Genomic DNA, 19,591 nt, shown 5'->3' with positions numbered 1-19,591 from the left:
TTACTCTCCTATCAAGCCTCTTAAAAAGCCATAGTTTTTTGAAGCGATCAGTACCTCATCATTAAATCTAAACCTGAAAAAGTTAACTATGATATTAACTGTCTTTTCAAATTGTTCCAAAAAGCGCTCCACTTGATCCTTATCAAACTGTGAAACTTTTTCTTTATTTACAGACAAGTAATTGAATTTGCCATGTACGTACTGTGAAAGATCCCTATATAGCGATTGGACTTCTTTAAGTTTTGGTTCAACAGGTGGATTAATAATTTCCACATAATCTTTACTCAAAACTTCTAAGAGCGTGTTACTAAATTGAAAGTCCTTAGTATCAGCACGCCATTTAGCAAACTCAATGGGATGATCTGCAAAATAAACAGTTACTAATGTTAATTCTAGTGAACTTCGTAAAGATAAAAATGCCGTTCTATAATGTGACTGTACTGATAAGAAAATTGCATTAGTTAAATCAATAAATACTTCTTTTACAATTGTCGCTAAATATTCATTACTAGTCATCTTCTCTACTTCATTGCTAATAAAATAAACACATCTCGCCTTTTGTTCCGCATCTATATATTCATTTTGAAAATGCTTAAGAGTACTATCCCAATTAGTATTTATTAGCTTATTCATTTGACTAAAAATCTCTGACATTTACTCACTCTCCAATAAGTTACCAATTATAAATTATTATAACAAAGAAATTACATGTTTTGGTAGCTCCACCACTCCTTATTTAATTAGCCATTAAATATACAAATTGATAAAATATTATTACTATATCGAAATCGACAAGGAGAAAAAATGAAGAATACAAGGGGATTTATTGCTGAAGAACGTCCGGAATTGATTGAAGAATGGCCGTTAGAAAAAAACAATGGTAATACACCATATAATGTAAGAACTGGATCTGATAAGTATATTATTTGGCATTGTAAGGAATGTGGTCATAATTGGGAAACTCAAGCTAAAAACCGAGCTATTCATAATACAGGATGTCCTAAATGTCATGAAAGATATAACGTTGGATTCCCAGAACTTGCTATATATTTTTATTTCAAGAAAATCTTTAAAGATGCTCAACTTAATACGCCAATTAAAGAAATTGAAAAATACAAGACTGTAGATTTATACATTCCTTCTCTTAAACTCGTTATTGAATATGATGGTGCATTTGCTCATAAAAAGAATGTAAACAGAGATATAGAAAAAAGTAGATTGATCTTAAAGGCAGGATATTCTCTTATACGAGTGAGAGATAATGGATTGCCACCCCTTAAAATAAATGGAATGCAAGAGTATTTGTACGAAAGATCAACTTTTAAGAAAATAAGCGAAATGATCAAGGATTTATTATCCATGATTGATGATCACTATAATGGGTATACCGAAGACATCAAACGGGTAAAGAATACTATTCAAGTAGATATTGATAATATCCCAATACTCGCTCAAATACCAGGTATTATTGTTAAAGATAACTTATTAGAAAGTGTTCCTGAAATACAAAAGATATGGGATTATGAAAGAAATTTAGATTTACTTCCTCAGCATTTCAAACGAAATTCAAACTTCATGGCCTTTTTTAAATGTAAAGAAGGTCATACTAGCTTAGCTCAAATTGGAAGTAAGGCGAAAGGGCACGGATGCAAGGTATGCGCTGGTCAAGAGGCAACAGAAGAACATAATTTAAAATTATTGTTCCCTGAAATATCAAAAGAGTGGAACTATGAAAAAAACGATAAACCACCAGAAGAATACCGTCCCCATTCTAACGAAAAAGTGTATTGGGATTGTCCGAAGTGTAAATCAACATACGATTATATAATTAATTGGAGGACTAGCAAAGGTGAAAATTGCCCTTATTGCGCAGGGAAAAGGGTGAACGAAACCAATTGCCTTGCTACAACACACCCACATCTTTTGAAAGAATGGGATCATGAAAAAAATAAAGAACTAGGACTTACACCTTTTAATGTGACAAAAGGTCAGCACGATAAAGTTTGGTGGATATGTGAGAGAGGTCATAGTCACGATGCTCTCATTTACAGTCGTACAGCTGGAAGAAAGTGTCGTTATTGCTATGAGGAATATGGTCGCTTTAAACCGAGAAAGGTAAAAAAGGAAAAATCATTGGCTGTTAAAAAAACTGAGATAGCTAAACAATGGCATCCTACTGAAAACGGTGATGTTCGTCCTGATGAAGTGGGGCCGTATGCAAGGGAAGAATATATTTGGCATTGTGAGAACGGCCATAAATGGTCTCAAGCACCCAACAGTAGAAGAAGTGCCAAGTGTAGATACTGTAAAAAGAATTCATTATAGATTTAATTCCAAGATAATTGTCTGCTTGTTGGATTCAAGTATTGTTCTTGACGATGTGTTGCAAGATGAAGAGGATATTCCTCATAGCTTTTCTTATTATTAGAATTCACTAAAAAATAAACCCACCAAGTATCCGTATAGAATCCTATGCATTAACTCGGTGGGTTGCTTTGATTGCTCTTTATACTTCTTCTCTTAATTTATCAATTGCGGCTTTAAGTTCATAATTAACTACATCTGGAATGAATGAAGCACATCCCGTCAGAGTATAATGAAACTCTTGTAAAACCTTTTTATTTTTTATTACCTGCCCCAGCTCAATGTCAAACACCAAAAAATAATGAGAATCTTTCATTCTACATACTGGCAATAGTTCAAACAGTATAAAAGGATCATAATGATAAGGTACAAAGATTTCAAATGAAGCAGATACTAACAGTGCTTCTTGATTCCATAAAGGATGAACTTGCTTTTTAGCAAGATACCAGCCCTCCGGCATCAATTGTACATATGTTTTTCCCGATTCCTTATGAACCTGTATTAAGCCTAATTGCCTTGATAGGTCAAATTCTATAGCTGTGTCTGAAATGACAATCATATCAACCCATTCATCAGGACTTTGTTGGTATTTGGAGATTTTTTGTAAAAACAAAATGCCTCTACTTCCAACTTGCGTCTCATAAAAGGTTTCTAAAACCTTGTCTATTGTTTGCTTTTTCCATTTTGTATAAGCAGATACATTAAGTTCATAGAGATTTTTAGTTTTCTTGATCAATCCATAATTAACTAAAGTATTAATTACTTTCCAAACTGTTTCCTTGTCCATGATTAACTTTTCTGTCAAAAGGCGAACATTACGATCATTTTTTCTCTGGGTTAATTTCACATTCTGTTCTCTTTCAAAGTAATTAAGTAATAAAACACATTTCAAGAAAAAGCTATGGTTAGTAACTTCACTAATTGATGAAAAGGTTTTAACAAACATCGACCTTGACCACTGGATTAAACAATCTTTCAAATCATCTGGAAGCTCTCCCTCAACAAGTATTCCATAATCATTAAATAACTGTGCTTGTTCATCATTAATTGGCTTTTGAATATGTGTAAAAAGTAGTAAATCATTTATTGTCTTTTCACCAAAGCTTTGTATTACACGATGAAACTTTTTTGAATCTTGATAAAATGCTGCGATATCCTTAGCAATCCATGTCTTCGTGGCACCCTTAAATGGTTCGATTCTTAGCTTATCCAATATTTCATTTAACTGTTCTTGGCTTAATTGCGAAAGGGCTTCTTTATGATTCAAAAAACTCACCCCTATCCACTAACTCCTCAAATGTAAGAATTCGATAATGAAATCCATAATTGATAAGTCTTCGTCTTCTTTTGGAATAATGTCTTTCCTCATCCGTATTTAATGAAACGAGTGAATACAATACAGCATCTTCTTTCCACTCTTCTGCCGGCAGTAATTTCCCCAGCCGGAGATATTCTTCCCTTACAGACCCTTGCTGATGGGATAAGGCAATCATCACTTCAACCATGGAAAGTGGCATATTTTCAATAAGTTTTGAGGATGTTATTAATTTATCAATCTCTCTACTGTTAAATGAACTTATAAGGTATTTTTGCTTTTCTTCACCTAACTGATTCGTCAATGTATCTATTTCAATTAGTTCACTACATGCTGTTGTAACCTCATTGAAATAAGAAACAACCAATAATCTTTTTGCTTTCTCTTTTTTTAATAAAATGGATAGCGCCTTATATTTGTTAGAATTTAAAGTATCCGGATTTACTTTCTTATTATGATCTCTAGCTATATATTCACGCCACTCATCTGGTGGTAAAGGCATTTTAACTTCTACGCACCTCACTGGAACTTGGTATCCTCGGTTTACCAGGGTTCGATGCAGTACTTCGTACCATCTTGGCCCAATTAATGCTAAAACAAGATGGCCATTGCCATCAGATCTTGCAAGAGTTGATGCTAAAGCTAATTTATTTGTTGCTTGAATATCTGCTGTTCTTTCATGCGTTGGCGTTGGAAGTTTATGAGCATCATCATATATCACAAAACCAAAGCCCTCCAAATCCTCTACGTGATCAGCAAGATTTTCATATGTTCCAATTGTAATTGGTTTTAAGCTTTTGTCTTCCTTACTAAAGATTGTAATATTGCTCTCAGATAGGTCTGTCTTTTCAATGAGTTCACTTTTCCACTTCTCTGCCCTATGTTTATCTTCGACAATTATTAGTGTTGATGTTTTTAGTGCCTCAATAATTTTAATTCCGACTAGGATCTTTCCTGAGTTCGGTGGCATAATTATCGTTCCACCACCTCCACCTTGGTGGTTAAAAGTTAAATACGACTCAACTGCAGCATGCTGGTAATCCAATAGTTGAAGGTTTATGCTGGTAATATCTAATTCCTCTCCAACTTCATATACAATATCTTTTGCAAATAATTCATGCTCAAAGAGTAGTTTCTTAACCTCTTTTCTGTACCTAGCTTTAAACAATAAAGTCTTCGGATCCGGATGACCTACGATTTTACTTTGAATTCCCTCAATGGCTTTAATTTCGCTTATTAACTCTTCCGTTCTTGCCTGTAATTGCAAACGATCATCATCCATGGAAAATTGTAATGCTCCAAAATGGTTCATATTCTTTTTAATAGTCTCTTTTAACGAATCTGGTACTACATTTTGAGATTGTTGCTCTAAGAAGTGAGTAATATAGTCTACTTCTACCCCTTTTGCTTTTGCAGTCCATAACGCGTATGGGGTTAAAGCATATGTATGAACTTGCTCGGGTGCTTGAATTAAATCTGCGAATTCAATTAATTCCTGACCGACTTCTCCTTTTTCATCTAAACCTTCCAACAAATAAATATTCCTGCTGTCAGGATGAATGACCAACGGTTTTCTATACACTTCACCACTTCCTCATTTAGATATTGTCTTTAGGTAATCCATTAATATATGAATAATCCAAGAGACTAACTCTACTGTTGATTGGATCAAATAGGTGTAGAGCTTTCCGAATACAAACACAAAATAGAATAATAGAAAAGTAAAAATGTAGAGTAATATGTCCTCTGTAAAACTACCTGTTTTGTATGTAAAGGGGAGATTCGGACGGACTGGTTTAAATGGGGCAAGAATAGGAATGCTTCGTACTGAAAATAAGTCTCCGATTAAATGAAACAGGTACCCTAATGAAATGCCAACTGTTAAGAAAGATGGGTAGATCAAAAAAACAAATGATACAAGCATCCATGCAAATAAACTATATGTAACACCGCGATGTCCATATCTTTGTTTAACATATTTAGAAAGACCAAAGGATCTACGACCGATGAACGATCGCGGTTCATCGATATCCGGCAGCAAGCTACCAAAACATATCCCAATTACATAGCCAATATGAAAAGGATAATTTAACATAATTGACAAACCAGCACCTGCTGTTAACGAGCTTACGATATGTGTTTTATAACGCAATATAACCAAGCTCCCCATATGATTTTATTTAATAGATATGCTTGGTTATTTATGGATATAACTTTTCACCTATGAAAACATAAATAAAAGCCCATCACCTATAACGGCAATGAGCAATCTGATTATTTCATATCCCCTCTAATAAGAAAAAACGCATCGTTTCACATTTTATATTTTATTGAATGTCATCTGGATAGTGATAATGGACAAAATTATATTCTTTTAAAATCCTTATCGGAATGTAGATATTTATTTTACCATTATCATCTTCGTAGGTTGTGAATGGTATCATTTCTTCATGAATTAACTCAACTAATCTTGTTAAATCTTTAATACATATCCATTCAGTGATAATTTTTTTCTCCTTATCTACATACCCAAACAGGAAGTGTGAAGCTGCCTGTAGCTTAAAAATTTCACCTTTTACTGTGTTAGGATTTCCCACCCCAAAATTAACATCTTTGAAGCATCGATACTTATCATCTCTCCACTTTTCTTGAACATAACTTTCGCAACCTTGCTTCGAAAACTGTGGGAAAGCTTTAGATGATTTTTTGACAATAAAGTCAATTGCACGTTTTCCATCCAGCCTTTTTAGTTGAGGACAAGCATCATCACGATAAATAGCTGTTGGTACAATTTCTAATTCACTTACTTCTTTTACATTAAATAGGACAGGATACACACTTTGTTTAGCTAATTCATGACCCAAGTCTGCTAATTCACAATTCTTTTTGAACTGTTCATCGCTTGATAATAGCTTTTTAATTTCGTTATTTCCTCTGTTTGTTTCATTATTTTCTTTATTTTTATCCATGCAAATGTCTCCTTCCGGTGAACAGAAAAAAGCCGTCACCTTCAGGATGGAGAGCTGCCTGAAAGGTGACAGCTCTCCGTCAACCATATATTATTAAACACTATATGGTATGTTCGATAGAACAGAGATATGACAAAATAAATAATTTATTTTAAAAACGATCTCGATACCCTAACTCTTTAATCGTAGTTATAATCACTTTTTCTTCTTACGAGGCATTCCTTTCTTCCTCAATCGCCATGCCATCTTTTCATTTCCAGTAGCTGTCAGCTTCTTGCCAAACTTCAAATCGTAGACAACCCTACCATCTGGGTGAATAACTCCTTTTTCAACAATTCGGCTGAAAATATCCTGTCGAAATTCTATCCGCTCTTTGTCTGGCTTAAACTCCTGAATGCCTTCTAATTCATCCAAAAACCATTCTAAGTCTTTTTCTGCTTCGAAGCATTTTTGCTCTTTATCTTCAAATTCATATATTTGATTTTGTAACTCCACAATCTGGTCCGCTATAGTCTTCATCTGATTTGGATCGCCACCATGCTTTTCACCATCCTCTACCGCATCGTAGAGCTGATAATATAATTGCTGCATCTCTTCCTTAACTTGTTCTATCCTCTTCCGTTCGTTGTCATCAGGGGCATGGGCTTTGAGTGCTTGTTTAATATTATCCCTAAAACCATCTTCCTTTCTCATTTCTTGTAAAAGTGCTATGAAAGTGTGTTCAATTGATGTTTCTCTAAATCCACGGACTTCACACGTTTCTTCAACATATTTTTTCTCAGCAGTTCTGCAGCGCCAGTAATGAACCCCACCTTTTGAACTTCTTACATGAATAACTGGTGCTCCACATTCAGAGCAATGAAATATGTTAAAAAACTCTTGGCGATCGTGAGGCCTTTTTTTACTTTCTTTTCTATTCTCACTCCGATTGTTCATAATTTGTTGAGCCGCTTCCCAATCTTCCCGACTCACGATTGCTGGATGGTGATCCCTTATTGTGTATTGAGGAAGTTCACCTCTGTTTTCAGTCATTTTCCCGGCTAACGTATCTGTGACATAATATCGCTGGTACACAAAGTCCCCACAGTATATCGGGTTAGTAATCATGCTATCCCTCTCTGTTAGCATAGATGTCGTAGGATACTTTAGTGTTATAGTTAAGTAAATAACACGGAGGTCGATCAATATGACAGAGAGAAATAGAGTACGATATTCGCAGGAACAAAAAGAAGCGATTGTCAAACGTATGATGCCACCAAATAACGAATCAGTGGGACAAATTTCGAAAGAAGAAGGCATCACAGAAGTGACGTTGTACAAGTGGCGTAAGGAAGCACGTGCAGCTGGTGTGGCAACGCCTGGCAATGGACAAACAAGCGACAAATGGAACAGTCAAGATAAGTTTTTAATCGTGATAGAGACGTTCGCGATGAATGAAACGGAACTGGCTGAGTATTGTCGCAAAAAGGGACTGTATCGTTGAACAGATTGAGGAGTGGCGAACGGTATGCCTTCAGGCAAATGGTCAAGTATTTGATCAACCGAAGCAGTTAAAAGGCTCGTTGAAGGAAGAACAGAAATTCTATAGGCTAATTGTTGCTTCAATATTAACTATTTCTGCAGCTAACTTCATATTAGTAAAACAGAGCTAATTAATACACAACCAAAAACTAATAAATTAAGTATTATAATGCTGTTATTTAGGTGAACCATTTTTTTCGCGTTCTATTATGATACCAATACAATCATAAATAAACTCTCGTAAATCAGATGAGATTTTTTCTGAGAATTCATCAATTGAATATAACCAAGATCCGTTTTCTGCTATTAGTTCCTGGATCCGGCTAACATTATCTTTAACATTGCTTAATTTTGGTTCCATTGGGACGCGAATTGAAATGTTTGCATCCACTTCTCCTGAATTTTTATCTGCGTATATATTGGCTCCACCAGCAATTCTATGAATCCACTCATACCGATAGTTTTTTAGATCATAAATAAATTCCCCATGTTTTTCGTAAAAATAGCTAAATGGGTAATGCTTTATTTGAATAGCTTCTTGAAACTTCTGATAATAAAAGCTTTTTGGAATGTCCTTTTTTAAGGAAAAGTAATCGGCTAGCCAGAGTTTAACTACATCAAGAACCGCCTGTGAGTAAAATATCATGCTTGTAGAATGATACCTAGCAGGGACAACATCAGTTGATCCAATTTGACGCCCTTTAGGCAATTTACTTATTTCCATTTTTGCATACTCTACAATAGATACATATTCGAAAATATTTCTCCAATTAGACCAAGGTTCAATATTATTAATTGAATCCTCAGTTTCCCCATAAGAAAGTTTTTCTAAGTACTTTAAATCTTCATTCAATAAATAAATACCTTCTAATTGAGGAGGTAAAATCACCATTACAAAAACACCTCTTTTTTGATAATTTTAACGCTAACTCAGTGGCTTGCTTTATTGCCCCTATTCACTTTTTCTTCTTACGAGCTTTTCATTTCATCCTAAACCGCTAAGTTCTATTGTCATTTCCAACAGCAGTCACTTGAAAAAGGCAATATTTACTCATAGAACACGATAAAAAATTTCTTATCCCCATTCCTATTTACACTAAAACAAACTAAGCTGTTCTGTATTACTTGTTGTTTCGACCTTTTTATGTTTACAACGAGGACACCATGTACCACTTTTAATGTTATTAGCATTTGCCTTCCAAGTGTGCCCGCTAGAACATTCCCATAATAAATGAGTACGACTATTTATATACTCTTTTGAAAGACATCTACCTCCACGTTCTTTAGCAATGGAATGCATATCTTCGATTTTAAGTCTTCGCTTTTTTCCGTTTTCCTTTTTAACACATATCTCACACCAAGTACCTTGTTTAACCATGTCCGGGGCAGCATCCCACTCATGCCCCTTTGTACACCGCCATCTTAGCTTCGTTCTATTATTAATATACGCGATCGAAAGGCATAACCCGTTTCTTTCTCTAGCAATTTGATCCATTTCTTCTATTGTTAGTTTATGGCTTCCATTACAAGTGGGACACCATTGTCCGCTCTTAACATCATTAGGACGCATTTCCCATTGATGCCCGAATTCACATTCCCATACTAGCTTTGTTTTATTATTATGATATCGTTTAGAAAGCAATTTTCCACTTCTAGCTTTAGCAAGATCTGAAAGTTCTTTTATCATGGGTGACTTTCGATAAAATCTCTTAAAATGAAAATCTTTCACTTCGACAATTGGTTTAATACCAACATCATTTAGCTTATTAAAAATAAAGGTTACTAGTTCAGTGTCGTCTGTGATGGTATAGGGAACGACAATCAATTTAATTCCTTTTTCATTACATAGATGATGTTTCTGTTCATCATACTTTTTTCTTTTTAAGAACTCATCATATGTTCTATGAAAAAACTCTATGTATTCATAATGCTGAACGCCATTATATTCGAATGCTACTTCTAACTCACTGTTATATCCATCCAACTCCAACCCATTTAACACTTTCTTCGTGCTCTTGAACCGTTTGCCTGTAAGCTGTTCTAGTATATACCGGCATTTATTTTCATTAAGGTAAAAATGACAATGAGGACACCAATGACCATTTTTCACGTCATTAGCTTTCATATCAAATGTATGTTCATTTGCACATTCCCAGGTAAGCTTTTGGTGAGCATGAATGTATTGATCAGATAGACACTTACCACCTTTTGAGACTGCAATTTCTCTCATTTCTTCAATTGTATTCCTTCTTTTCTATGCACCTCTAAGCCGGCCACAAATAGAACAAAAGCCTCCATTATTAATAGACCGTTTTACTCCTGAATACGATGCTGTAAAATAATGGCCTTTGTCACAAATCCATTCAAGCGGAGTCATATTATTCACATACTCTGTAGAAATACATTTACCATCATACTTTGCTGCCAACTCATACATTTGTTCTATGCTTTTTTTCACGTTTCCTGAGCACTTTTTACACCATTGACCGTATCTAACCTTTGCTGGAACAGCTTCCCATCTATGACCTTCTGAACATTCCCATTCTAGTTTGGTTTGGCTGTTCACATATTGTTCTGATAAACACTTTCCTCCACGTGACGAAGCTAGTAAATGCATATCTTCAATAGTTAGTTTTTTGTTTGCCAAAAGATTCACCCCATAGTCTCCACTTGCTAGTGTTAATTGTACATAATAACCTTTAGCTTTCAAAATTCGTGGTCAGACCCTCACTCAGTTAAAGTTTAAAGCGATAAAGTATGAAGTTAATGCAGAGGGTAAATGCGCTCTGTCTTTTCTAAATATAAAAGTAGAAGGTCATAGCCAGACAATATATCCATCTTACATTTGATTCTTATCCTTTCCCTATCTTCATCTGTTCTTTGTTATGATTCTCACGTCTTAAGGTGATCGCTTTCCAAATCGATTCATCCGTTATCTCTTCACGGTCCGATAAATCAGATATGGTCCTTGCAAGACGTATCATTTTAATTTCAACACGATTACTCCATTTCTGTTTGGACGAGATTTGCCTGATCATATTTCGCTGGTTTTCTTTCAATGGACTTGTTGCTGACAACTTTTCAAATGAAACCTTAGCATTGCAAATTTGTTCTTGATACCGTTCATATTGTCTTTTCCTTGCTCCTTCTACCCTATTGCGGATTTCATCGGATGATGGTCGTGATTGAGAGGATTGATCAAGATTAACTGATTTTAAAGAAAGCAGAATATCGATTCGATCATGGATCGGCCCTGAAATTCTATTTCTATACGACTGGATTTGTTTTGGAGTACAAGTACAGTAATGAGTATTGGAACCAAGAAACCCACAAGGGCATGGATTCATTGCAGCAATGAGAATAAAAGCAGCAGGATACTTAACAGTAGAATGTACTCGACTAATGGTAATCTTCCCCGTTTCAAGCGGTTGTCTTAACATATCCAATGTCTTCTTTGGAAACTCCGCCATTTCATCAAGAAACAAAACTCCCCGATGGGCAAGTGATATCTCCCCAGGTTTTGGATAAGAACCACCACCAATAATGGCAACAGAAGAAGCAGAATGATGTGGGTGACGATAAGGGGGCATTTGTGGCGAAACGAGGGTTTCTTGAGCCAACTGATATAAGCTAATCACTTCAAGCTGCACTTCCTTTGTCAAAGGAGGAAAAATAGAAGGAAACGTTTCGGCCAACAGACTTTTTCCACAGCCGGGTGGACCACTCATTAATACATTATGTTCCCCAGCAGCAGCGATTTCCAATGCCTGCTTTGCTTGTTCATGACCAATGACTTCACTAAAATCTTTTTGATACTCATATGTTTTAGGTACTAGATCGATAGCTAGTGATGGAATAGGAAGTGACAACAACATTTGTCCAGCTAAATGTTGTAGAACATCATTGATATGCCGAACAACGATACATTCCAGATCTTCCAGCATGTCTAATGGAAGCAATGGATCATAGGGTACATAAACCTTCTTAAATCCTAGAGCTTTAGCTGCAATTAGTGCCGGTAACATTCCTTCTATCTTCTCTATGGTGCCATCCAACGACAAAGCCCCGATAAACACCGTATCTTCAGGGATCTTTTCTTTCAGCTCACCTGTTTCTTTCAACACCCCAATCGCCATTGCCAAGTCAAAGAACGGTCCATTTTTCTTTTGCTCCGGTGGCGATAAGTTCACAACAATTTTCTGATCGGTTACATCACAATCCAGATTCCTTATGGCAGACAGCACTCTCTCCTTTGATTCCTTCACAGAGGCATCCGGCAAGCCCACAATCACCATTGACTCCTTTCCTGGTGAAATATGTACCTCGACCTGTACTCGATATCCTTCTAAACCTTTTAGACCAATACTCAAAATTTTGACTGTCAAAGTAAGACCTCCATTCATTGCATGATAAAACTGTCATCTCATTCGACTCCAATTATCTTTCTATATTTTCCATTGATTCTATTAGATTAGCTGAGGAACCTCTTTCAACATATTTACGATAGTTTTCTTTTTGTGGATTGGGAAAATAGGATAGTATTTTATGAGTGGTTACATGGGGATTTGTTTCATTAAAAATATAGGCAACATAACTACTCCAACGATAATTCTCAGCGGATTTTACCATTTTCGCATCAACTGGATTTAAGTGGATATATCTGCTAACTTCTAATTGATAATCTACCGTATCAATGAGTTCTGATCCATAACGGCCTTGAAAAACATGTCCAACTAGTCGATGCCGTTTATTAAAATACATGGCATATCTAGAATTAAGCATTTTCATTATATGCATGGTATGATGATTGATGGTTTCCAATTGGAGATGAATGTGGTTTGTCATGAGGCAATAAGAATGGAGGGTAAAAGGGAAATAGAATCGAACTTCTTCTATTAGTTCTAAGTAGGCCTTTCGATCACTATTATCGTAAAATAGGGCAGCACGTCGATTGCCTCGATTCGTAATATGATACATGGCACCTGGAAACCAAACACGAAGCCGTCTTGCCAATTTTCTTCACTTCTTTCTATATCTATATTTGTTCATGTTCATACTAACAATATTCTACACGATTCGCTATTTTCCTTCTTCCTAAGGAATGGTTTTTATAAAAAACGAAGATATATTCCCTTAGCACGAATGATCCTTACCTTTTTAATCTGCTAGGACAGAGGCCTGTCCCTCAAAAGAAAATGCAGAGAGCGGTTTACTCTCTGCTTTGCTTTCGCACTTTATCACTTTACACTTTAGCTGAGTGGGGGTCTGACCCAGATTTTTACAATCTCTATAATTATCCGACCTATATAAAGTAGAATCATTACTATCTTCATGTATTTTTACAATCAAATTATTGCAGAATGCTATTAAAATGGAGTGCAACCATTCACAGTAGAGTTCTAATTCTATTTCATCTACTAAAGCTGAATGAACAATTCTATTTCTGATTCTATAAAGTCGTGATAACAAATTTTTATAATTAATTTCAAGCAAAGAGATAAACCGCTCCCTCTTATGGTTATTTTTGAACATCTCCATGAATGTGTTAATACGATAAATTAAATATTCATCGGGGCGTCACAGTGACGCAGACTAATGGTGAAGTTGTTCGGTTAACGCTTCATTCTGTTTAATAGCTTTATCTAGCTTTTCCGAAAGATCTTTGTTTTGTTAATTCGTATGAGCCAGTTGCTCTTCAAGCAGTAGAACAATATCTTCTATCAGGTGCTACTACACAATTCTGCGACTTCCAACATAGCTCGAGTGGTCCCTGTGCGTAGATCTATGGTTGTACCTGACGGACCAAATACACTTCTACAGTACTTGTCCCTTTTTTGCTCCATTGTCCCCATATAATAATCGAGTATGCTGTTCAAGTTCATAAACTTTGGTGGTATATAACAAGAGCTCTTGTACAAATAATAGCTACTCCAAGGATAATGTTCTGGCAGTTTGACCATTTTTGCTTCAAATGGATTCAAATGAATGTAGCGGCTTACTTCAAGCATTCCCTCTTTATCCTCAATGATTTTGTCATAAAACCTCTTTTCAAACACATGACCAGTTAAGCAGTATTTTGTATTATAATACCTTGAATAACGTCGATTGATGAAGGCCATCACGTTTGAGATTGATACGTCTTTTGATCGTAATTGTAGATGGAAATGATTCGTCATTAAACAATAGGAGGCTATTTCGAAGGGAATCTTTTCATGAAGTTGATTTAAAATATGGAGAAATGCCTTAAAATCTTCAAAACCCCAGAAAAGTGGATCTCTACGATTCCCACGACAAACAATATGATAGTAGCGATTCGGAATCCAAACTCTTTTCTTACGCGGCATTTATGTTTCCCTCGCTATCACTTGTTGTTTAGGCTTCCCCATTCTCCTTAACGTCATCGCTTCCCAAATAGAAGCGTCAGTAATTTGTTTTTCTTCAGCTAGATCTGATATCGTTCTTGCTAGTCGAATAATTTTGATTTGGACTCGGTTGCTCCAGTTTTCTTTTGACGCTAGTGTCATCAGCAGCTTTTGCTGTTGATCAGTTAAAGGACTTGTTTGAATGATCGTGTCAAAGGGAACTTTTGCATTGGTAATTTCAGACTGATAGCGTTGATATTGGTACTGACGCGCCTTTTCTACCCTTTTCCGGACATCTAGTGAGTTTTCTCGGGACTTTATCGATTGATCTAAATGGACAGATTGGAGTGATAACAGAATATCAATTCGATCATAAATAGGTCCTGACAATCGATTTCGATAGGTTTGAATTTGCTTCCCAGAACATGTACAGTAATGATTATTTGAACCATAGTGCCCACATGGACATGGGTTCATTGCACCAAGGAGAATAAAGGATGATGGATAAGTGACAGTGGAATGTGCTCTACTAATGGTCACTTTTCCTGTTTCTAATGGTTGACGCAGCATATCCAGTGTCTTTTTGGTAAACTCAGCAATCTCATCTAGGAATAGTACCCCTTTATGTGCTAATGAGATTTCTCCCGGTCTAGGATTAGAGCCACCACCAATGATGGCAACAGAGGATGCAGAATGATGGGGATGTCTAAATGGGACCGTCTGAGTAAGCCTGCCATTCTCCCCTGCAAGTTGGTATAAGCTGAGGACTTCTAATTGTGCTTGATTGCTAATAGTTGGTAAGATAGATGGGAAGGTTTCAGCTAGCATGCTTTTGCCACAGCCTGGTGGACCACTCATAAGAACATTATGTTCACCGGCAGCCGCAATTTCTAATGCACGTTTTGCTTGATCATGACCAATCACATGAGAAAAATCTTTTTGATGATGGGGTTCGGTGAATAGTGATGGTTGTTGTTCGGTAGGTTTGTGTTGTTGTAGGAAAGAGAGCTGTTCTTGACCATCTAGATGTTGAACCACTTCTTCAATATGATGAACGAGAATACATTCGATGTCTTGGAACATATGTATTGGGATGGATGGATCATAAGGAAGATAGACTCGATGGAGGCCGAGTACTTTTGCCGAAATGAGAGCTGGCAGCATCCCTTCTACTTTTACAATGGTGCCATCTAAAGATAGTGCTCCCATAAAGGCTGTTTCTGTTCGAATGTCCTCATGGATCACGTTCAGTTCTTTAAGGGTAGCAATGGCGATCGCTAGGTCAAAGATCGGGCCGTTTTTCTTTTGTTCGGATGGGGATAAGTTCACGACAACCTTTTGGTCTGTGACATCGACAGCGAAATGACTAATGGCTGATAGGACTCGTTCTCTCGATTCCTTGACTGATGCATCAGGCAGTCCAACAATCACCATCGATTCTGTGCCTGACGAGATTTTGACTTCTACTTGCACCCGATAGCCTTCAAGTCCTTTTAGTCCAATACTTGAAACTTTTACGGTCATAAAAAACCACCTATTCTATTGTTTATTTTGCCATGTTGGATTGAAAAAATGGTGATGATCGTGCGAAAAACAGAAATATAATAGGGGGAAATACCTTTGTGGAAAGAGGGATTAAAGTGAAATACTTTGATCCTTTTATTATTTTCGACAAGAAGTTCCTAAATCCTTCAAAGAGCATAAAAAAGTTTTGGTGTTGAAATAAAAAGGACCTGCACTTCTACCCTCACAGGTCCGTATTGATACCATTATTCTTTTGGAAATAAATTCGAATATCCACATGTGAAACATCTTTGTGAAACAAGACTTTTCGAGACTTTTCGGGGCGTACCAGGCACCGATCCTAATAGCAATGGAGCGTATATTTGTCATATAATGGCGATAGTATGAATCTTCTGTGTTTAATAACATTACCTAACTATTCACTAAATCTGTATTTTGTGAATAGTTGTAGAACCGCAAATAAAAAGGAGAAATGAAATGATTAAGTAGTTCACTTTCGATGGAGAAAAAATTTCCCCAAACTCCCTGATTTTTCTTTTATAATGATAAAAAAGATGTTTTAGGGGGTAAAAAATGAAACCAAAAGGAGTTGTCTTTACTTTATTGTTTTTGGCTGTATTACTTAGTGGTGGGCTTTATTTCTATTTTGGAAGCGAAACAAAAACAGCCAATAAAATTGACACTTTGGAAGAACACAAAATCATGCAGGAACTCGTTCGTTATGATATGGCAGATTCATTGCTAAAAGATCCAAAAGAACTCGATATCTCTTATAACTCAGTTGAGTTTGAGAATTTACAAGATGATATTTATATTGCAGAGTTTTTGGTGAATGGAGAATATAAAGGAAAACAGTTCACATGGAGGGTGTGGAAAAACACGCAGGAGGAACCGATTTGGGCATATTCCTCGAGAGAATGTGTTAGTGGCTGTCCGGATTCAGAAGTATTTTCTACTAAAGATGAGATGAAAACATTTATGGAACTGCATTGGCTCAAAATGGAGCATAATCGTCTTGTTGATGAGTGTAAGTGTTCTAATGTCGCAATAAAACAACCTGATCTTCCAATAATTGAAGCAACAGATGAAACAAAAGATTATATAAAAGGTGTAAGAGGGCAGGAAGATATACATAGTGCCGAAGAACAGCGTCAAATGATCGATGATAGTATAGAGCTTATCGAAGAAGTCGCAGTTGAGTTACAAATTAATTTATTAAATGAAGAAGCATACACTTACTTCCTAAAGGATTTGTCACGTTATCTACACTTTCACCTAATGAGATATGATGAAGTAGTAAAAACCTATGGAATACACTCTGATGAAATGATTGCTTTAAATAATGAAGCTGAAGTTTATCAATATGACGAGGGTGGCTCTTATGTAGGCATTCTTTCAAATATTGATTATTATGACTATCCGGTAGGTTTTGAAAAAGAACAAAGTGCATATAAAGAACTTCTAGTACATGTATACCGTCTTTATCAATTTTCATGGCTTCATGCCCTTTATCATGACTCAACAAACGAATTCTTAAATGATATTGATACCGAAAAGAAAGCAATTAAATCTGTATATAACAATAATAAATCAATATTTGAAAAATATAATTTAAACAAGTCGTTATTCAATTTTGAAAGTAAAACAAAAGAAATAGAAGAATATGCAATAGAGAAAGAACCAAATACTGAAAAAGAAATACAGAAAAATGAGGATACAGAAGAAGAAACTGATGAAAGTAAAGCTGAAAAACCTGTAGCAGCATGTGGAAACGGTGAAGCATTATTTACAAGATCACTTAATTCACATTCAATCACTGTTCACGCCGATAACGCCAATTTTAGTAATCTTCAAGGCGGTTATGCCGGTGGAAATGAAGGTGACAGAATCGCTGATGGAACTTTTTCGCTTTGTGTTGATTCAACGCAAAAACTATCCATCCCAGTAATGAGCTTCAACTTAGAAAGAGATCATATGGTATATGCTTTAGGTGGAGACGCAGGTCTTTTTGTTATTGAGGAATACGGTACATCAAACGGTAATGTCGCATATCTCTATACCTTTAATGAAGGACTACTCCATTCAGTTAATCTTGAAACTGGTAAACAAGGAGTATTCACTGGAACAAAGCTAAAAAATTCTGGACCGGGAATGTATCAGTATATGTATTATGATAATTCAACATTTAGCTATTTTCTTTATGAAATAAAAATTACTAGGACTCAGGCTAGCGTTGTTCAGTATGCTGAAATGGCTGATCGAACAATCTACGATCAATTTACCCAAGATCCAAATTATATTTATACACCTTAAGATAAACGCTCACTGATTTTCAGTGGGCTTTTTCTTGTATTGAAGATGAAGTTGAAGTGTAAATCCTTTTTCTTAAATCGAATTAAAAACAGATTGATTTTAAAAAATCTACTCCATGAAAAGTAAAATTAAGTAAAAAGTAAACCCGAATTATAAAAAGTAAGCGCACCTTTCCGGTACGCATGACAAATAGCCGTATATCATGATTTTTTTAATCGAATATACGGCTTATCTCATTTATTTGCTACATTCGGCCTGAATCATTTTGGACCAGGGCATGTATTGATCTAAAATTTCTGGGTTTTGATGGACGCCAAGATTCGGTAGATCCGTCAAAAGTTTCTTTATGTATTCGTAGAAATCAACGCCGTTACTTTTGGCTGTTTCTACAATACTCAAACAAATGGCGTTCGCTTTTGCACCGACTTCACTGACGGAAAAGAGCCAATTTTTTCTGCCTAAAACGTTGGGACGGAGGGCATTTTCAGCTGGATTATTATCAATCTCAATGCGACCATCATGCAAGAACGCTTTCAAACCATTTGCTCTATTCAGTGTGTATTCAGCTGCTTTTGCGATGGAATTTTTTCCAAAAAACGGCGATGTTTCGACCCATTCAAGAAACTTCTCTACGATCGGCTTCGAATATTTTTGGCGTTTTTTTCTTCATTTGCTCGGAGACAAATGCTTAAATTGCCTTTCCAGTCGATATAACTCATCGCAATAGTTCACACCGATTTGGCCATTTTTACTATCCACTTTCAGCCAATAACGGCGAACATGAGCCCAACAATTAGCGAAAGTAACTCCTTCTAATTTGTCATAGGCAGAATAACCATCACAAACAATGGTTCCGGTATAACCGTCGGTGAAATGCTCAAGGACAGATCGAGGAGCTTTGAAACAAAATAATCGTCGGTCCTTGGCAGGGTACACTTCGAAAGAGCCAATTGTAGGCATTCGATTGACCAGATTTACCATCGGAGCGATTAATAATTTTTGCATACGTTTCATCGACATGCAAAATGGATTTTGCCATCATCAACACTTTCATTCGTTCGTAAATAGGTAACAGCCAATCGTGCGATGCACGAATGACCCAGGGTTTAAAAAATGGTGATAGTCGTGTGAATATAGGGAGCAGTGCCTTTGTGGGAAGGGAGATGCAAGTTAAATACTTTGATCCTTTTATTATTTTCGACAAGAAGTTCCTAAATCCTTCA

17 protein-coding genes and 1 pseudogene are annotated in these 19,591 nt (G+C 36.0%); 4 read left to right on the top strand and 14 right to left on the bottom strand.

The features are described 5' to 3' along the window. Positions 1-654: a hypothetical protein gene (locus tag JMM81_RS06955; protein ID WP_256240810.1), complete on the bottom strand. Its 654-nt coding sequence runs from the start codon at positions 652-654 to the stop codon at positions 1-3. Between the two features lie 150 nt (positions 655-804). Here JMM81_RS06955 and JMM81_RS06950 point away from each other — a divergent pair, with 150 nt between their 5' ends. Then, positions 805-2,325, top strand: coding sequence for a zinc-ribbon domain-containing protein (locus tag JMM81_RS06950; protein ID WP_256240809.1), 1,521 nt, complete (start codon positions 805-807; stop codon positions 2,323-2,325). A gap of 181 nt (positions 2,326-2,506) precedes the next feature. Here the strand turns inward: JMM81_RS06950 and JMM81_RS06945 are convergent, their stop codons facing one another. The 5 genes from JMM81_RS06945 to JMM81_RS06925 all read right to left on the bottom strand — a co-directional run bounded on the left by JMM81_RS06945 (position 2,507) and on the right by JMM81_RS06925 (position 7,755). Continuing rightward, a complete protein-coding gene (locus JMM81_RS06945) occupies positions 2,507-3,631 on the bottom strand; it encodes a hypothetical protein (protein WP_256240806.1) in 1,125 nt (374 codons plus the stop codon). Beyond that, positions 3,621-5,261, bottom strand: coding sequence for a helicase-associated domain-containing protein (locus JMM81_RS06940; RefSeq protein WP_256240805.1), 1,641 nt, complete (start codon positions 5,259-5,261; stop codon positions 3,621-3,623). Before JMM81_RS06940 ends, JMM81_RS06945 begins: the two co-directional genes overlap by 11 nt. Before the next feature lie 12 nt (positions 5,262-5,273). Further along, the gene (locus tag JMM81_RS06935) at positions 5,274-5,831 is read right to left on the bottom strand and encodes a metal-dependent hydrolase (RefSeq protein WP_256240804.1); all 558 of its coding nucleotides are present in this window, start codon (positions 5,829-5,831) and stop codon (positions 5,274-5,276) included. Positions 5,832-6,006: 175 nt separating this feature from the next. Beyond that, positions 6,007-6,648 (bottom strand): hypothetical protein, encoded by a 642-nt coding sequence (locus JMM81_RS06930; protein ID WP_256240803.1) that lies wholly within the window; start codon positions 6,646-6,648, stop codon positions 6,007-6,009. Between the two features lie 195 nt (positions 6,649-6,843). Further along, positions 6,844-7,755 carry a recombinase family protein gene (locus JMM81_RS06925; RefSeq protein WP_256240802.1) on the bottom strand — a complete coding sequence of 304 codons (912 nt, stop codon included), beginning with the start codon at positions 7,753-7,755 and terminating at the stop codon, positions 6,844-6,846. Positions 7,756-7,834: 79 nt separating this feature from the next. On the opposite strand from JMM81_RS06925, the gene JMM81_RS06920 reads away from it, so the two are divergent. After that, on the top strand, positions 7,835-8,131 hold the full coding sequence (locus JMM81_RS06920) for a transposase (RefSeq protein ID WP_256240801.1): 297 nt from the start codon (positions 7,835-7,837) through the stop codon (positions 8,129-8,131). After that, complete coding sequence (locus JMM81_RS06915) at positions 8,082-8,300, top strand: hypothetical protein (RefSeq protein WP_256240865.1); 219 nt, start codon at positions 8,082-8,084, stop codon at positions 8,298-8,300. Before JMM81_RS06920 ends, JMM81_RS06915 begins: the two co-directional genes overlap by 50 nt. Positions 8,301-8,344: 44 nt before the next feature. Here JMM81_RS06915 and JMM81_RS06910 read toward each other — a convergent pair whose 3' ends face one another. From JMM81_RS06910 to JMM81_RS06880, 7 genes are all read right to left on the bottom strand, one after another. Continuing rightward, complete coding sequence (locus JMM81_RS06910; protein ID WP_256240800.1) at positions 8,345-9,061, bottom strand: hypothetical protein; 717 nt, start codon at positions 9,059-9,061, stop codon at positions 8,345-8,347. Between the two features lie 204 nt (positions 9,062-9,265). Then, on the bottom strand, positions 9,266-10,399 hold the full coding sequence (locus tag JMM81_RS06905; protein ID WP_256240799.1) for a PDDEXK family nuclease: 1,134 nt from the start codon (positions 10,397-10,399) through the stop codon (positions 9,266-9,268). 24 nt (positions 10,400-10,423) lie between these two features. Further along, a complete protein-coding gene (locus JMM81_RS06900) occupies positions 10,424-10,816 on the bottom strand; it encodes a hypothetical protein (RefSeq protein WP_256240798.1) in 393 nt (130 codons plus the stop codon). A gap of 205 nt (positions 10,817-11,021) precedes the next feature. Further along, positions 11,022-12,554 (bottom strand): YifB family Mg chelatase-like AAA ATPase, encoded by a 1,533-nt coding sequence (locus JMM81_RS06895; RefSeq protein ID WP_256240797.1) that lies wholly within the window; start codon positions 12,552-12,554, stop codon positions 11,022-11,024. Positions 12,555-12,606: 52 nt separating this feature from the next. Continuing rightward, positions 12,607-13,182 carry a transposase gene (locus JMM81_RS06890; protein ID WP_256240796.1) on the bottom strand — a complete coding sequence of 192 codons (576 nt, stop codon included), beginning with the start codon at positions 13,180-13,182 and terminating at the stop codon, positions 12,607-12,609. Positions 13,183-13,889: 707 nt separating this feature from the next. Continuing rightward, entirely contained in the window at positions 13,890-14,513 is a 624-nt protein-coding gene (locus tag JMM81_RS06885) for a transposase (RefSeq protein WP_256240795.1), read from the bottom strand. Further along, the gene (locus tag JMM81_RS06880) at positions 14,514-16,055 is read right to left on the bottom strand and encodes a YifB family Mg chelatase-like AAA ATPase (RefSeq protein ID WP_256240794.1); all 1,542 of its coding nucleotides are present in this window, start codon (positions 16,053-16,055) and stop codon (positions 14,514-14,516) included. Positions 16,056-16,658: 603 nt separating this feature from the next. Here JMM81_RS06880 and JMM81_RS06875 point away from each other — a divergent pair. Beyond that, the gene (locus tag JMM81_RS06875; protein ID WP_256240793.1) at positions 16,659-18,368 is read left to right on the top strand and encodes a hypothetical protein; all 1,710 of its coding nucleotides are present in this window, start codon (positions 16,659-16,661) and stop codon (positions 18,366-18,368) included. Positions 18,369-18,605: 237 nt separating this feature from the next. On the opposite strand, the pseudogene tnpC reads toward JMM81_RS06875, so the two are convergent. Further along, positions 18,606-19,470 (bottom strand): annotated as a pseudogene (gene tnpC, locus JMM81_RS23285) (IS66 family transposase); the annotation flags it as partial. Positions 19,471-19,591 lie beyond the last annotated feature (121 nt).

Source organism: Bacillus sp. V3B, assembly GCF_024494465.1.
In the GTDB taxonomy this organism is placed as follows: domain Bacteria; phylum Bacillota; class Bacilli; order Bacillales; family Cytobacillaceae; genus Bacillus_BD.
This window is presented reverse-complemented; position numbering and strand designations above follow the sequence as displayed.

What these genes read in the sequence shown, in the direction of transcription:
- JMM81_RS06955 (WP_256240810.1), bottom strand. Translation starts at nt 654, where the DNA reads ATGTCAGAGATTTTTAGTCAAATGAATAAGCTAATAAATACTAATTGG.
- JMM81_RS06950 (WP_256240809.1), top strand. Translation starts at nt 805, where the DNA reads ATGAAGAATACAAGGGGATTTATTGCTGAAGAACGTCCGGAATTGATT.
- JMM81_RS06930 (WP_256240803.1), bottom strand. Translation starts at nt 6,648, where the DNA reads ATGGATAAAAATAAAGAAAATAATGAAACAAACAGAGGAAATAACGAA.
- JMM81_RS06925 (WP_256240802.1), bottom strand. Translation starts at nt 7,755, where the DNA reads ATGATTACTAACCCGATATACTGTGGGGACTTTGTGTACCAGCGATAT.
- JMM81_RS06920 (WP_256240801.1), top strand. Translation starts at nt 7,835, where the DNA reads ATGACAGAGAGAAATAGAGTACGATATTCGCAGGAACAAAAAGAAGCG.
- JMM81_RS06915 (WP_256240865.1), top strand. Translation starts at nt 8,082, where the DNA reads ATGAAACGGAACTGGCTGAGTATTGTCGCAAAAAGGGACTGTATCGTT.
- JMM81_RS06910 (WP_256240800.1), bottom strand. Translation starts at nt 9,061, where the DNA reads ATGGTGATTTTACCTCCTCAATTAGAAGGTATTTATTTATTGAATGAA.
- JMM81_RS06905 (WP_256240799.1), bottom strand. Translation starts at nt 10,399, where the DNA reads ATGAGAGAAATTGCAGTCTCAAAAGGTGGTAAGTGTCTATCTGATCAA.
- JMM81_RS06885 (WP_256240795.1), bottom strand. Translation starts at nt 14,513, where the DNA reads ATGCCGCGTAAGAAAAGAGTTTGGATTCCGAATCGCTACTATCATATT.
- JMM81_RS06880 (WP_256240794.1), bottom strand. Translation starts at nt 16,055, where the DNA reads ATGACCGTAAAAGTTTCAAGTATTGGACTAAAAGGACTTGAAGGCTAT.